This window comes from Wolbachia endosymbiont (group B) of Germaria angustata (assembly GCF_964026725.1).
GTDB lineage: Bacteria > Pseudomonadota > Alphaproteobacteria > Rickettsiales > Anaplasmataceae > Wolbachia > Wolbachia pipientis_C.
On record NZ_OZ034691.1, the window covers coordinates 577,352 to 591,619 of the forward strand.

Consider the following 14,268-nt stretch of genomic DNA (forward strand, 5'->3'; position numbering starts at 1 on the left):
CTTAAGCATTGGTGATTTATATGATAAAATTGTGTAGTAAGACTGGATCCCAGTGTCTAGGCAAACAACTGTACAGACATTGCGATATGGGGATAGCTTCCATTAAGAATGGTGTCATCCCAGTGCCCAGACGCTGGGATCCAGAAAACTTAACTTTAAATAAGTGGCTGTATAATAAAAACTGGATTCCAGTGTCAAGCACTGGAATGACACCATCTGCTACTCAAATTATCTGTTTATCTGTAGGTTGCAATGTTCGTACACTGGAATGTTACAGCGCTGGGGTGACATTTCCCGAACGTGCACACAATTGTGAATCTAGTAGAGGTTTAGCATGATGAAAAAGACAATTAGCAGTGTATTTGCAAGAGAAATTTTAGATAGCAGGGGTTACCCAACAATTGAGGTAGAAATAGAACTATGTGATGGAGCAACAGGTAGAGCCGCTGTCCCTTCTGGGGCTTCGACCGGTAAACTAGAAGCATTGGAGCTGAGAGATCAAGATGAAAAAAGGTATTGTGGTAAAGGAGTGCTGAAAGCTGTTCAATCTGTGAGTGAAGTGATAGCAAATAAAATCATTGGCATGGATGCAGCAAACCAGAGTGCAATTGATAAAATTTTAATTGAACTAGATGGAACAAAAAATAAATCTAAACTTGGAGCAAATGCAACTTTGGGTGTGTCTCTTGCTGTTGCAAAAGCAGCAGCAAACAGCTTTAAAATGCCGTTATATAAGTATTTGGGAGTAGGGGAAGAGCAGATGCCAGTTCCACTTATTAACGTAATTAATGGTGGAGTACATGCGGATAATAAACTAGATTTTCAAGAATTTATGATTCTTCCCGTTGGTGCTGAAACTTTCAGTGAAGCAATCAGAATATCTGCAGAGGTATTTCATAACTTGCGCAGCATTCTTAAGAAAAAAGGTTATAGCACAAACGTAGGAGATGAAGGTGGTTTTGCACCAAATATTGGAAGCACTGAAGAAGCTCTTAATTTGATAATTCAGGCTGTTGAATCTGCCGGTTATTCGATGAAAAATCACTTTGCACTGGGTCTTGATGTTGCTGCATCTACTTTTTATGAAGATGGAGTTTATAAATTTGAAAACAGAGAACTCACTTCAGAGGAATTGGTTCAGTATTATTTTGACCTTGTAGGCAAATATCCAATAATTTCTATAGAAGATGCAATGAATGAAGACGACTATGAAGGTTGGAAATTACTTACTGTAAAACTTGGGAATAAAGTTCAATTGGTTGGAGATGATTTATTTGTTACAAATTGTGAACTAATAAGTAAAGGAATAGAGGAGAAAATGGCAAATGCTGTACTAATTAAACCAAATCAAATAGGAACGCTTACGGAAACTTTTGCTGCTATTGAAATGGCAAAATCAAATGGCTATAGGGCTATTATTTCGCATCGCTCAGGTGAAACAGAAGATACAACGATATCCCACATAGCGGTTGCATCGAATTGTGGGCAAATAAAGACTGGCTCGCTGTCGCGTTCTGATAGGCTTGCAAAGTATAATGAATTAATGAGAATAGAAAGTTCATTAGGAGAAAATGCTAAATATTATCGCGGGTTGGCATGGATTTCATAGATGAAGTTAAATTATATTTAAAAGCAGGTGATGGTGGCGATGGCTGCGCGAGTTTTCGTCGAGAAAAATTCGTTGAATTTGGTGGCCCAAACGGTGGTAATGGGGGCAGGGGAGGAGACATAATTTTCATCAGTGATGCAAATCTCAACACTTTGCTTAATTTTCGTTGTCGAAGACATATTAAAGCGAGTAGTGGAAAAAGTGGTACGAGTAGAGATAAATCTGGCACAGCAGGAAAAGATATTATACTTAAAGTTCCAGTTGGTACACAAATAATCGATGAAGAAAGTGAGGAAATAATAGTAGATCTTGATAAACCTGACATGGAATTTCAAGTAGTGAAAGGTGGAAAAGGTGGGCTTGGAAATACTAACTTTAAATCTGCTACTAATAGGGCACCAAGACATTTTACTCATGGTCAGCCCGGCGAAGAAAGAAATATAATATTGAAGCTAAAAGTTTTATCTGATGTTGGCATTATTGGTATGCCAAATGTAGGTAAATCTAAATTTTTAACCCGCTGCTCAAATTCTGATACGAAAGTAGGCGATTATGAATTTACTACTATAAGACCACATTTAGGTGTAGCAAAAGTGGATTATAGCGAAATTGTAATAGCAGATATTCCTGGAATAATCGCTGATGCTCATCTTGGAGTTGGGCTCGGACACAAGTTTTTAAAGCACATAGAAAGGTGCAAAATTCTACTGCATTTAATTGATGTAACTCACGATGACATTATTTCAGCTTATAATTGTACACATAATGAACTGAAGCTTTACAATAGCGATCTTGTTGAAAAAGAGGAAATTGTAGTGTTAAATAAATGTGACTTATTGGAAGAAACAGAAATCCTTGAGAAAAGGAATCACCTAGCCGGTTTTCTTGATAGAGAAGTACTGTGCTTATCAATCGACGATGATTTACAACCCATCTTGAGATTATTAAACGAGAAAGTGAAAACTAAGGAAATTAATGTATATGATCCTTTTAAGATGTGAATTTTTTATTTGACAATCAAAGTCTGGATTCCAGTGGGTAATTTTCCACAGTTGTCTGCATTTTTTGTTCCACAACTTATCTTTTTTTCGGCTTATTTCACTTTTTACACTGTCTCTTACTTGCTTGAATTCAGTAAATTCAATAGTTACACAAGCATTTGAGCAATTTTTATTAAGAATTAGGCATAGAATCCCCCATATTTATTAATAAAGAACAGAAAAAATGTAACGCACATGCGACAGAGATTAAGCATATGTGTGCACCCATTTGCGCTGAAGAAGATACGCTACATTCTTTACTTAGTTTGATTATTTGATAGAAAAGTCTGCAGACGAAGATAGATTTTGAGCTCTAAAAATACCTCTACTTTGATTATACTAAGATTAGATAAATAGGCGAAGTAATTTTTATATTAGTTTTTTAGTTGCCAATCAATTTGGAGTTCAATAACTTGACATTTATTCAATACTACTGTATAATAAACATGTGTATTTTTTATACACTATGGCAATAAAATTACCTTGTAATAGGTGTATTGGACCCGAGGGCAGTACTCGGCGCCTCCACCATATTTTTGATACGGGGGCGAATAAGGATCGACATGCATAGTAAAGATGGTAGCTTTGCTCGGTTAGATACCACCGCTAAGAGTTCATAATTTAGATGCAAACGATAACTTTGCTGCCGAAGACAATGTTGCATTAGCTGCTTAATTTAGGCACTATAACTTCATTGCTATAAGCACGGTTTAGGGAACGCCGGGTAACAGAAGTTCCCCCAAACATGTAAGGGTTATATGGATAAAACAGATTATCAGAAGTCGCTTAGTTATGCTAAATTTCAAGTTATCAAAAAGGCTTTGAATACTATATTAGATAATGTTTTTACTCCTCACTTAGAAATAGTATTTTTTACGCGCTTTAATGGTGTTGTCATACCAGACTACTTGAAAGAATCATACCCTACTAAAATGCTTATTATATTACAGCATCAATTTTTTGGTCTAAAAGTTCTTGAAGATAAGTTTAGCGTCAGTTTGAGCTTTCGTGGAAAACAAGAACAAGTCACTGTACCGTTTTTTGCTATTAGTGAGTTTCATGATAAAATTTCAGGAGATACTTTAGTATTTAGCGTTGATTCTGATAAAGAATACGAAAGTGAAAAATGTGCTGAAAAATCATCAAACGGTAGTATTATATCTATAGATCAACTTTACGATAAGTAGTTACTTCATTTTATAAATAAAAAATATTGTATCTGTTCAGGATATCGACAAGACCATAGAGTAAAAGTGAGTTTATAACAAATGGTATCATTTGAGTAGCTGACATTGGCTTTCACATAAAAAACGTTGTAAAGCGCTTTCATGTTTACCAACTTAGTGCCAATCTGGATCCCAGTGTCTGGGCACTGGGATGACAACAAAGGGGCTACTTGAACAGAGGCTATTTAGGTAACAAGAGGTGACAAGAAAAGAAGCGCTGGTTTCATACGTACCTGAACACTTATCCTGCATGTAATAAACATGATCAAAAAGCTATTCATACAGTACACATCTCTCCGTTAATTTATCAATAAGTTTTTTATCCACGTGGAATCAAAGGGTATAATATCTTATAGCTTATTGTTTACACCTATTTCAGCATAAAAATTATTGTGGGGCTTGATTTTATACATATCACTACACATAATAGGTTTTAGTGTAAATTAGTAATATGCATCCAATCATATACTTACTTAACCTTTTACTTGATCTTTACAGCTTCGTTCTAATATGCTCAGTTGCTCTCGATTTGTTGATTAAATTGAATGTAGTTAACATGTATAATGAGATTGTAAGCAGCATAATGCAAACTTTAAACAGACTCACTTATCCTCCACTAAAGGTTATCAGAAGGTATATACAACCATTCAATGGATTAGATTTATCCGTGATGATATTGATAATAGCAATTCACTTTGTAAAATATACAATTACTTATTACTTTAAGTAGATGTTAAAAAAACAGCTAAAATCAGCGATATACTTGTCACTATTAATGTATATATATATATCGGTTTTTAGCTATAATTATAAAGATCCATCCTTAAATACAGCTACAAATCAGGAAGTAACAAATTTGGGCGGAGTAGTAGGTTCATATTTAGCTGATATATTGGTTCAATTTCTTGGACTCGCTAGTATTACAATAGCTACAACCATAGTTTACTTTTTAATTTTCAGAGCATCATTGCTGAAAATTATCTACCTAACGTTAATTAATGTAGCAATATATGCTATATTGTCGCAACTTTCGCTTGGCATTACTGCTAGATACATGCACGGTGGAATAGTCGGTAATGCTCTAATTGACCACTGCCCATTTTACATATTCACAGTAGTAGCATCAATAGGTGTTGTAGGGTTGGTTGATTGGAAGAGAACAGTTTATTCTTTACTTTTCCTATGCAAAAAAATAGCTTCCTTTTTTGCAAAGTTTCTGTTTTTCAGGTTACGTAAAACTACTGATTATTCAATAGCACCATTAGTAATAGAGGGAAAATATAGAACCACTAGACAACAACCAAAAGAAAGACAGAAAAAAGCTACCGAAGAGATTTTTAAACCACCTTCTAGCGAGTTTGAGTTTCCAAGCATTCACTTACTTTCTAAAGTAGAAGAATCTATGCAGAGAAAACAGTTGAATGCATTAGAGAGCAATAAGAATTTATCTCTGCTCGAACAGGTGCTGAGTGATTTTGGTGTGCAAGGAAAAATTATAAGTGTATGTTATGGACCGGTTGTGACTTTATACAAACTTGAACCACAAGCAGGTACAAAATCTGCAAGAGTGATTGGTCTTGCAGATGATATTGCACGTTCAATGAGTGCACTTTCTGCACGTATTTCAATAATTCGTGGACAAAATGCCATGGGAATAGAATTGCCAAACAAGGAGCGAGAGATTGTAATGCTGCGTGATTTACTTGAATCGCCAGAATACCAAAATGCAAACTTAAATCTTCCAATTGCGCTTGGCAAGGAAATAAGCGGAAAACCAGTTATTGCAGATCTGACTAAAATGCCCCACTTGCTTGTTGCCGGAACTACAGGGTCAGGTAAGTCGGTTGCAATTAACACGATGATTCTGTCGCTTGTTTATCGACTAAGTCCTGATGAATGCAAGATGATAATGATCGATCCAAAAATGCTTGAGCTTTCAATATATGATGCAATACCGCATCTAATAACACCAGTGGTAACAGAGCCAAAAAAAGCTGTTATTGCTCTTAAGTGGATCGTGAAAGAGATGGAAAATCGCTATCGTATGATGTCATATTTAAATGTGCGGAATTTAATAAACTATAATCAAAAAATTACAGAAGCGATGAATAGCGGAATAGAATTGGAACGTGTTGTACAGATTGGGTTTAACTCAACAACAGGTAAACCTTTGTTTGAAAAAATACCACTTAAAATGGAGACATTTCCGTATATTGTGGTGATTGTAGATGAAATGGCAGATTTAATGCTTGTTGCTGGCAAAGATATAGAATGCTCTATTCAACGTTTAGCTCAGATGGCTCGTGCTGCAGGAATACACATCATAATGGCAACACAACGCCCGTCTGTAGATGTGATAACAGGTGTGATAAAAGCAAACTTTCCAACGAGAATTAGTTTTGCTGTTACTTCTAAGATAGATAGCCGTACAATACTTGGTGAACAAGGAGCTGAACAATTGCTTGGTATGGGTGATATGCTTTATATGGCTTCTGGTGGCAAGATTATTCGAGTTCACGGTCCATTTGTAAGTGATGATGAGGTGCAAAATATAGTTGATCATCTGAAAACGCAAGGTGAGCCAAACTACATGGAGGAAATCACTCGAGAAGATGAAAATTCTTTTGCGGAATCAGAAGGTGAAACAGATGATGAAGAAAATGACCTCTACAATCAAGCAGTGGCCATTATTCAGAGAGATCAAAAGGTTTCAACTAGTTACATTCAAAGGCAACTTAGAATAGGCTATAACAGAGCTGCAAATATTGTTGAAAGAATGGAGAAAGAAGGTATTGTCAGTGCTCCGAGTTACTCAGGAAAGAGAGAGATATTGGTAGAATAACCCTTAACTTAAACCAAAGAAAGTTATTTTAAGATCAATAGATCTCTTGCATAACTGGAATTCAAAAGTTCCAGCGCATGATCAGATATTTCTTATTGGATCCCAGTTGTATAGTGTTTAATACTAAATTAACTACTAAAAACGTACAATAGTAATATATTAATTAGCTAGGGGGTTAAAAATGGGTATAACCAAATTTGTATTCGGTTTTGATAAATCGGATGTAACAGCATTGCAGGAAAGTCAAAATATTGATGCTAAAAAGTTTCAAGAAGTATTTAGCGCATTAAAAGAATGGCAAGAAGCTCAAAAGATAGATGCTAAACAGTTTGAAGAGGTATTTAGTGCATTAAAAGAGTGGCAAGAAGCTCAAAAGATAGATGTTGAGCAGTTTGGAAAAGTTTTTAGTGCATTAAAAGACAAGGTTGGTACTAAGCAGTTTGAAGATGTACGAAAAATCGTACTAGGGGACGAGGAAAACCCAAGACTATCTAAAACAGTATCTGATCACACGGGACAAATTGCAGATTTGACAGAAACAGTAGCAGATCAAGAAAAAACACTACTAATTTGTGCCATAGTCAGTGCTGTTGCTGCAATAGCAGTAACTAGTTTCGTTGCATTCTGTATTTATCAAGGAGTTAAGCTTGATAGGGAAAAGAAAAACGACTCATCTAAAGATACACCAACAAATGAGAAGTTTAGTGTCGATAGTGCTGAAAAACTGAAGGATAACTTACAGCAAGGAAGAGTGTAATGCTCTTCTTGAAAGGGTGTTACGTAAAATTTGTAACACCTTAAACTTTCTTTAGATTTTGCAGGTTTTGGTAGTAAATTTTTTAGAAAGATGTTTGTATTATAAAGTTGGTAGAGATTCTGATTTACTTGAAGTTTGTTAATTGGTATCTTTTAAGGTACAATATTCACTATAGTATGCTTAAGATCTTTTCTAAAGTTTTATTTATATTAATACTTTTGGTTTCTAGTTTCTTTACTGTACATAATGTTGAAGCGAAGTCTAAGGTAAAGTTCAGTAAGAGGTACATACCTCCTGGTAACCCTGATGGTGCAAACTTTCATGCAGACGAGGATTTTGCTGAGTCATATAAACTGTATGAGAAGCGTAGGGAGCTCCTCAAGAAAAAAAAGTTACAAGATCTAGCTATAAATAAAGAAGATCTAATCAAAAAATTAAAAGAAAAAAAAATTGCTAGCCTTGATAACGAGCCAAACAACGTGGGAGCTTGCATAGTTGAAGATGGGGAGGATGCTATGATCAATCAGCATGGTATTAATCTTGCACGTTTAAAGGGTGCTGTATTTATAGATCAAGAGCCAGTTTCTCAGTATGAAAGTAAGCAGCATAAAAGTGAACAACAAAAAGGGAAAAAAGTTACTTCAACACGAGAAAAAAAAGTTTCCCCTATAAATGTTACTATAAAAGAAAGTCCATCAAGAAGAACGTGCTCTCATGATTCTATTACTGATCTAAATAGAACACCACAGCATAGTTTAAATGGTTCAAGTTCATTTGGCAGTGTAGTTGACACAGTAAAACAGTGTCACGATTAATAATATGCTAGATAGAGACCTGACATTGAGTGATGATGCATATGAGTCATCGCCGGTTTCCAGGCATAAAACTCATACTGTAAAAGTTGGACAAGTGAAGATAGGTGGAAATAATCCTATAGTTGTTCAATCCATGGCACTTGGTGCACATATAGATTCTGACAACATAAAAAGCAGTGCTCAGAAATATGCAAAAGAAGTAATAGAACTAGCGCATGCAGGTTCAGAATTGGTGCGAATTGCTTTGAACTCAGAGGAAGTAGCAAAAGCAATACCTTATATAGTAGAGGAAATAAATAAAGAAGGCTTTGATGGTAAGATATTAGTAGGCTGTGGACAATATGAGCTCTACAGGCTGATTCAGGATTATCCAGACAACATTAAAATTCTGGGTAAAATTAGGATAAATCCAGGTAATATAGGCTTTGGTGATAAACGTGATGAAAAATTTGAAAAAATTATAGAGTATGCAATAACGCATGATCTTCCTGTCAGAATTGGAGTAAATTGGGGTAGTCTTGATAAGTACCTTTCACAAAAATTAATGGATGAAAACTCCTTGTCTAGTAATCCAAAAACTTCTGATGTTATATTACGTAAGACGCTTGTAATGTCTGCTCTTGGTAGTGCAAAAAAAGCTGAAAAGATTGGCCTTAATGCAGAGAAAATAATCATTTCATGTAAAGTCAGCAGAGTGCAAGATTTAATTTTAGTTTATACGGCACTTGCAAAATCTTCCAATTATGCGCTGCATTTGGGTTTAACCGAAGCTGGCATGGGTAACAAAGGCGTAGTAAATACCACAGCAGGGCTTACTTATTTATTGCAAAATGGTATTGGAGACACTATCCGGGCTTCTTTAACTCAGCGCCCTGGTGAATCACGCACTAATGAGGTGGTAGTATGTCAGGAAATACTGCAGTCTATAGGTTTGCGCTACTTTAACCCTCAGGTGAGTTCATGTCCTGGTTGTGGACGCACAAGTAGCGATCGTTTTCGTATATTAACTAAGGAAGTAAATGGCTATATAAAAACTCATATGCCGGCATGGAAGAAAAAGAATCTTGGTGTAGAGTATATGAACGTTGCTGTTATGGGATGCATAGTAAATGGTCCTGGAGAGAGCAAACATGCAAATCTGGGGATCAGCCTGCCTGGATACGGAGAAAAACCTGTTTCAGCAGTCTACAAAGACGGCAAATATTTCAAAACTTTACAAGGTGATAATATTTTTAAAGAATTTAAGGAAATTATTAGTGATTATGTGGAGAAGCATTACACATAAGCCTTTCACAAGTTTGTACTTAGACTACATTCTGTTTAGTGAACGTCAAATGAGACAATAAAGAACGTAAATTTAAAAAATAGATAATAGCTAATAGGGTTTCTTTTGCCTTTTTTTATATGGTAAATTTCTTAATATTTAGATTGGCCCGGAGTAGTATAGAGATGTTATTCCAGTATCAAGGACTGAAGTTTCCTGATCTACAATATTTGTACAGTTATGAAATAGATGCAATTTTGACATAAAAGCTTTACTTTTTGAAATTTTGGGTTACGTTTAATTTAACATATTTCAGTGGGGAATTTATTGTAAGTAGAAAGAAAGCTTTAAAAATATTAGGTTTTGAATCAAGCGATGCGCCCAGTGAACAAGAAATTAAATCAGCGTATAGAAAATTAGCCTTAAAATATCATCCTGATAAACATTCAGAAGCTGCAAAGAAACAAAATGAGGAGAAATTTAAAAAGCTAGGTAATGCATATGAATTTCTCACTAAGGAAAATATAGAAGGGGTTAAAAATCTAACTGACGAAAATTTAAATGAAATTAATTCGCCTGGAGATTTGAGGTTTTACTTAAGTAGGGCTCTATATAATCAGGATATAAAGTTTCTTGAAAAGCTTTTTTCCAAATTCAAAAGCAGTAAAGATGGAAGATTTGGTGATTACATCAATGAAGAACTTATTTGTATTTACTTTCCATTATCTATTGCTTTAATGCAAGCTAAAGATTCAAGAAATTATAGTATTTTGAAACTTCTTTTAGAAAATGGTGCTGATCCTAATATAAAGCTATTACATAATGAAGCTTCGTTATACTATTATATGGTTCTCGACGACAGCAGAATTGTAGAGTTATTGTTACAATATGGTGCTGATCCTAATATGGTAGATAGAAATGGTAAAAATCCGTTGTTTGAAGCGTTTTTGTTTGATGATGATCATACTATGGAAATACTTTTGAAATATGGTGCTAATCCTAATATGTTAGATGAAAATGGTCGAGGTCCATTATATCAAGCAATCAATTGTGACAACGATAAACGCGAAAAATATTTAGAGTTGCTTCTAAAGTATGGTGCAGATCCTAATCAGAAGGTTAATGGCTCCAGAGTTATAGAGTGTGCTCCATATTTCACTAATAATGGTGTAATGAATTTGATTAAAACGCTTACTCTGCCATACGGTAGCAATGATAAAGTTAAAGGGTTGATGGCTTAATACGGTGGAGTTGATAGACGTTATCTACGTGATCAAACGATACTGACTTGTTGTTGCTTAATCGTCGCTTCTGCTACTTTTTTTAGTATAGCTTTTCCTTTGCGCTATGTACCGACAGCAATATTTGCACTTGCCGCATGTTTTTTTATTAAAAATGCTGTACATGCTGCATTTTTTGCAAAAGAACCTTCTACTGAGTTTACCGAAGCTAGAGCTTGTCCAGAGATTAGTAAAAGAGGCTATAATATCTAAAGTTTTAGTACTGGGTAAAGACGAGAAAAAAGCACCCAGCAGACCTAAGTCAAAGGGAATGGACAAGAATAGAAAGCTATTCCAGAGTATCATACAGGAAAGTAAGAAAAAAATATACTATAGTTAAAAAAATGTGATGGGATACCAAGGAGAAAATTTAAAAATCATATAAAGGAAGAATATGGTATGGATATTGAGATTGTCAAAAGGCCTTCATGTAGGTTATAAGTCAACAAAGACACACCGCCTTAGCTACTACCAATGAGGGATTTAAAGTACAGCCAAGAAGGTGGGTTGTAGAAAGGACTTTTGCTTTAGGAATAGAAGACTATCGAAAGAATAAGATTTACTCACTGAAAATTTCATATATCTGGCTATGAGTAGAGTTATGTTAAGGAGAGAAATATGCTTGAATTCCCGGACAAGCTCTAATCATTAATGTTATAAACGTTCTTTTCTTTTTCTATTCTCTCTTGTTCTTCAATACAATACATAGCAAGCGGATTAGCTTTAAGTCTTTCGACTCCTATTTCTTCTCCCGTTCCATCGCAGTAACCATAAATGCCTAATTTTATTTTTTCCAACGCCTCCTTAATTTTTTCTTTTCTATCTTTTCGTCGCTTAATTAATTCTCCATTTTCACTATCAGAATAAATACTACTATCTTCTAGATCTTGTTTCTCCAGTTCAGAGAGTATTGATTGTAACTTTAAGCTAAAGTATTCCAGTTGTTTTACGTTCATATATTCTTCATTTTCTGAAGGAACGTAATCTTCCGGTAACTTTATTTTTATTAATTTTTCCATAGCATTATCAATAAAATATATTAAAACTTATATAACTTGTAAACACAAAAAATTATACTACCCTCAAAGTAAACACTATAATTTATAATAAACATTTAAAATCCTGGTATGATTAGTTTGGTAAAAAAATTAGTAATAAATGATAATAATCTTACTTATATAGTATGTATTTTTATTATAATGTTAAGTTTATCTTCATATACACTTGAAAACAACAGTAAACAAGAAGTCATATTAACATTAATATGGATATGTGCTACATTTGTTTTGCAGATCTCTACAAATAATTTATTTACATCTGATTATCATGATGGAATATTAGAGCAAATCTTTGTACAGCCACTCTCTTCTAGGCTGATAGTTGCTTATAAAATCTTCGCTCACTGGTTGTTATTTGGGTTACCGATTTCAGTGATTTCTTTCATGTTCAGCTTTGCAATTCTAGGCAATAATATTGAACATTCAATAGCAGTTGGAGTGTCTTTATTATTTAATACGCTGATAATCATTAATATTTCAGCTACTGGAAATGCATTAATGATTGGTCGAAATAACTTAGCATCAGGAGTGTCGCAAATTCTTGTTTTGCCAATGATAATGCCAACTTTTGTATATTTCAAATTGCTAACTCAATTTGAAAATTTATCCTTGAATATTTATACACTACTAATCACCATCTTAATTTTTGTCATTTTAATTGTTAACAGTACTATAACTACTCACATAGCATTAAAATTTGCTGTGGAGCAGGATTGAAAAAACTTACTAGTTATTTACTTGTATCTGCTTAGTTAAGGGTGTTAACTTAAGTAGAGATGGAGACATTAGACTTCTTACATGAATTACAGCGTATGAAACCATTATTGGATTTCAGACTGGCTGGTTATGCAAGAAATCTAATATCTATCGAAGAGTCAGAAACTTTTATAACTTACCTTTAATCAACCTAACCCATGCGTGCCAGTCTCTCTCACCAAGATTGCTTTCGAAAGACAGAAGATCCTTTACGGCTTTTGAGCAAATTTCTTCACTTGGAATTGACAACTCCCTATTCATTGCTAGCGTCAGGCATTGAGTTTTACAAGCTTGCTCTAAGTGATACGTATAAAACATTGCTTCTTGTATAGTCTGACCACATGTTATAGATCCATGATTGCGCATTAACATTACAAAATTTTCTTTCAAATCAGCTATTAATCTTTTTCCTTCTGTATCATCAAGTGCCAGGGAATTATAATCATGGTAAGATACCTTGTTATAAAAGTGCAGCGCCCACTGACTTATTGGGATTAATCCATCCTTGAGAGAAGAAACTGCTACAATAGAAGGTATATGTAGATGAAAAATTGCTTGAATATCTTTCCTTGCTTGATAAATGAAGCCATGGATTACATAGCCAGTTTTATTATATTGATATTCTTTGCCTTCAATTATATTCCCATCAAACGATACTTTCATCAATGAACTTTCATCTACTTCATAAAAACGTATACCAAACGGATAAACATAAAATGACTTTTTATCTTCAGAACGTACAGAGAGATGAGTATACGTATGATCATCTAATTTAAGATAAGATAAAATTTGATAGGCGTTAACTAGGTCTCTTTTCAACTCACTATTTGTTAATAACATAGCTCTTGACTAAAATTTTCTAAAGATTTATACGTGAAAAAAAAAGTTTATTACAAACTAAAAGGTGAACCTACATTAAAATACTAAGCACTTTTACTTGCCTTAGGTGATTAGAGTTTACATTTCTAGATTACATAGTATTTTAACTATAAAAACGACTTTTTATGTAATATTTCATATATTTTAAAGCCTCGTTTTTATGTTATTATAAGTGTAGGTTTTAATATTAAAAATAATATGATAAATATTGACATAAAAAAACAGCTAACAAAATTTTTCATATATATCACTGGTCTTCCAGGAAGTGGTAAACTTTCTACAGCAATAGTATTATCTAGTATGATAAATGCAGTAATTGTAAGTGGACTTGAATATAATCAAACTTCCAAAGAAGCTCGAGATAGAATATATAACACTACACATGTTATGTTTCAGGCAATAGAAGCCTATCCTATTGACTCAAAAAATTATATATTTGTTGATGAATTAATTAAAAATAATGATTACAACATAAGAATATATAACTCAGTAGTAGAATTTAGTAAAAAAATGAGCACAAAAATCCTCCCTATAGTACTTAGGTGCAATCCATTGATATTACAAGAGCGTACTATATCAAAAAAGCAAAGAAAAAATAGGAAGGTTACTAATATAAATAGTATTAAATTTAGGGAGGAAGATTTATTTGTACCACAAAATGTTATAGAGGTAGAAAATTCAAATATGAGTATAAAAGAAGTAGCAGAAGAAATAGTAAGTCAGATGTACAAACTTGGCTGAA

General features: G+C 34.0%; 15 protein-coding genes, 1 other RNA gene and 1 pseudogene. 15 read left to right on the forward strand and 2 right to left on the reverse strand.

All coding sequences use genetic code 11. The features are described 5' to 3' along the window. The first annotated feature begins 20 nt into the window (after positions 1 to 20). The 13 genes and pseudogenes from AAGD63_RS02855 to AAGD63_RS02910 all read left to right on the forward strand — a co-directional run. Positions 21 to 338 carry a WPE palindromic element domain-containing protein gene (locus AAGD63_RS02855; protein ID WP_341813754.1) on the forward strand — a complete coding sequence of 106 codons (318 nt, stop codon included), beginning with the start codon at positions 21 to 23 and terminating at the stop codon, positions 336 to 338. Continuing rightward, positions 335 to 1,609 (forward strand): phosphopyruvate hydratase, encoded by a 1,275-nt coding sequence (gene eno / locus AAGD63_RS02860; RefSeq protein WP_341813755.1) that lies wholly within the window; start codon positions 335 to 337, stop codon positions 1,607 to 1,609. Before AAGD63_RS02855 ends, eno begins: the two co-directional genes overlap by 4 nt. Then, positions 1,597 to 2,610 carry an Obg family GTPase CgtA gene (cgtA, locus tag AAGD63_RS02865; RefSeq protein ID WP_341813756.1) on the forward strand — a complete coding sequence of 338 codons (1,014 nt, stop codon included), beginning with the start codon at positions 1,597 to 1,599 and terminating at the stop codon, positions 2,608 to 2,610. The genes eno and cgtA overlap by 13 nt, the downstream gene beginning before the upstream one ends. Positions 2,611 to 3,058: 448 nt before the next feature. Further along, positions 3,059 to 3,393, forward strand: a transfer-messenger RNA (tmRNA) gene (gene ssrA / locus AAGD63_RS02870). A gap of 14 nt (positions 3,394 to 3,407) precedes the next feature. Continuing rightward, a complete protein-coding gene (locus AAGD63_RS02875) occupies positions 3,408 to 3,836 on the forward strand; it encodes a ClpXP protease specificity-enhancing factor SspB (protein WP_341813757.1) in 429 nt (142 codons plus the stop codon). A 490-nt stretch (positions 3,837 to 4,326) separates the two neighbouring features. Next, positions 4,327 to 4,605, forward strand: coding sequence for a YggT family protein (locus AAGD63_RS02880; RefSeq protein WP_214250092.1), 279 nt, complete (start codon positions 4,327 to 4,329; stop codon positions 4,603 to 4,605). Continuing rightward, positions 4,606 to 6,717 carry an FtsK/SpoIIIE family DNA translocase gene (locus AAGD63_RS02885; protein ID WP_341813758.1) on the forward strand — a complete coding sequence of 704 codons (2,112 nt, stop codon included), beginning with the start codon at positions 4,606 to 4,608 and terminating at the stop codon, positions 6,715 to 6,717. Between the two features lie 181 nt (positions 6,718 to 6,898). Beyond that, positions 6,899 to 7,474, forward strand: a complete 576-nt coding sequence (locus AAGD63_RS02890) for a hypothetical protein (RefSeq protein ID WP_341813759.1) — start codon at positions 6,899 to 6,901, stop codon at positions 7,472 to 7,474. 176 nt (positions 7,475 to 7,650) lie between these two features. Beyond that, on the forward strand, positions 7,651 to 8,289 hold the full coding sequence (locus tag AAGD63_RS02895; RefSeq protein ID WP_341813760.1) for a TRP75-related protein: 639 nt from the start codon (positions 7,651 to 7,653) through the stop codon (positions 8,287 to 8,289). 4 nt (positions 8,290 to 8,293) lie between these two features. After that, complete coding sequence (ispG, locus tag AAGD63_RS02900; protein ID WP_341813761.1) at positions 8,294 to 9,574, forward strand: flavodoxin-dependent (E)-4-hydroxy-3-methylbut-2-enyl-diphosphate synthase; 1,281 nt, start codon at positions 8,294 to 8,296, stop codon at positions 9,572 to 9,574. A gap of 257 nt (positions 9,575 to 9,831) precedes the next feature. Further along, positions 9,832 to 10,794, forward strand: coding sequence for an ankyrin repeat domain-containing protein (locus AAGD63_RS02905; protein WP_410542028.1), 963 nt, complete (start codon positions 9,832 to 9,834; stop codon positions 10,792 to 10,794). Between the two features lie 99 nt (positions 10,795 to 10,893). Next, positions 10,894 to 11,046 (forward strand): hypothetical protein, encoded by a 153-nt coding sequence (locus tag AAGD63_RS06140; RefSeq protein WP_410542029.1) that lies wholly within the window; start codon positions 10,894 to 10,896, stop codon positions 11,044 to 11,046. Positions 11,047 to 11,150: 104 nt separating this feature from the next. After that, positions 11,151 to 11,485: pseudogene (locus AAGD63_RS02910) on the forward strand (IS5 family transposase); the annotation flags it as partial. Here AAGD63_RS02910 and AAGD63_RS02915 read toward each other — a convergent pair. Further along, on the reverse strand, positions 11,475 to 11,852 hold the full coding sequence (locus AAGD63_RS02915; protein ID WP_007302671.1) for a TraR/DksA family transcriptional regulator: 378 nt from the start codon (positions 11,850 to 11,852) through the stop codon (positions 11,475 to 11,477). The pseudogene AAGD63_RS02910 and the gene AAGD63_RS02915 overlap by 11 nt on opposite strands. Positions 11,853 to 11,960: 108 nt before the next feature. Here AAGD63_RS02915 and AAGD63_RS02920 point away from each other — a divergent pair, with 108 nt between their 5' ends. Then, complete coding sequence (locus AAGD63_RS02920; protein WP_341813762.1) at positions 11,961 to 12,608, forward strand: heme exporter protein CcmB; 648 nt, start codon at positions 11,961 to 11,963, stop codon at positions 12,606 to 12,608. A gap of 168 nt (positions 12,609 to 12,776) precedes the next feature. Here AAGD63_RS02920 and AAGD63_RS02925 read toward each other — a convergent pair whose 3' ends face one another. After that, positions 12,777 to 13,487 carry a class II aldolase/adducin family protein gene (locus tag AAGD63_RS02925; RefSeq protein WP_341813319.1) on the reverse strand — a complete coding sequence of 237 codons (711 nt, stop codon included), beginning with the start codon at positions 13,485 to 13,487 and terminating at the stop codon, positions 12,777 to 12,779. Between the two features lie 237 nt (positions 13,488 to 13,724). Here AAGD63_RS02925 and AAGD63_RS02930 point away from each other — a divergent pair, with 237 nt between their 5' ends. Continuing rightward, positions 13,725 to 14,267 carry an AAA family ATPase gene (locus AAGD63_RS02930; protein ID WP_341813763.1) on the forward strand — a complete coding sequence of 181 codons (543 nt, stop codon included), beginning with the start codon at positions 13,725 to 13,727 and terminating at the stop codon, positions 14,265 to 14,267. Position 14,268 lies beyond the last annotated feature (1 nt).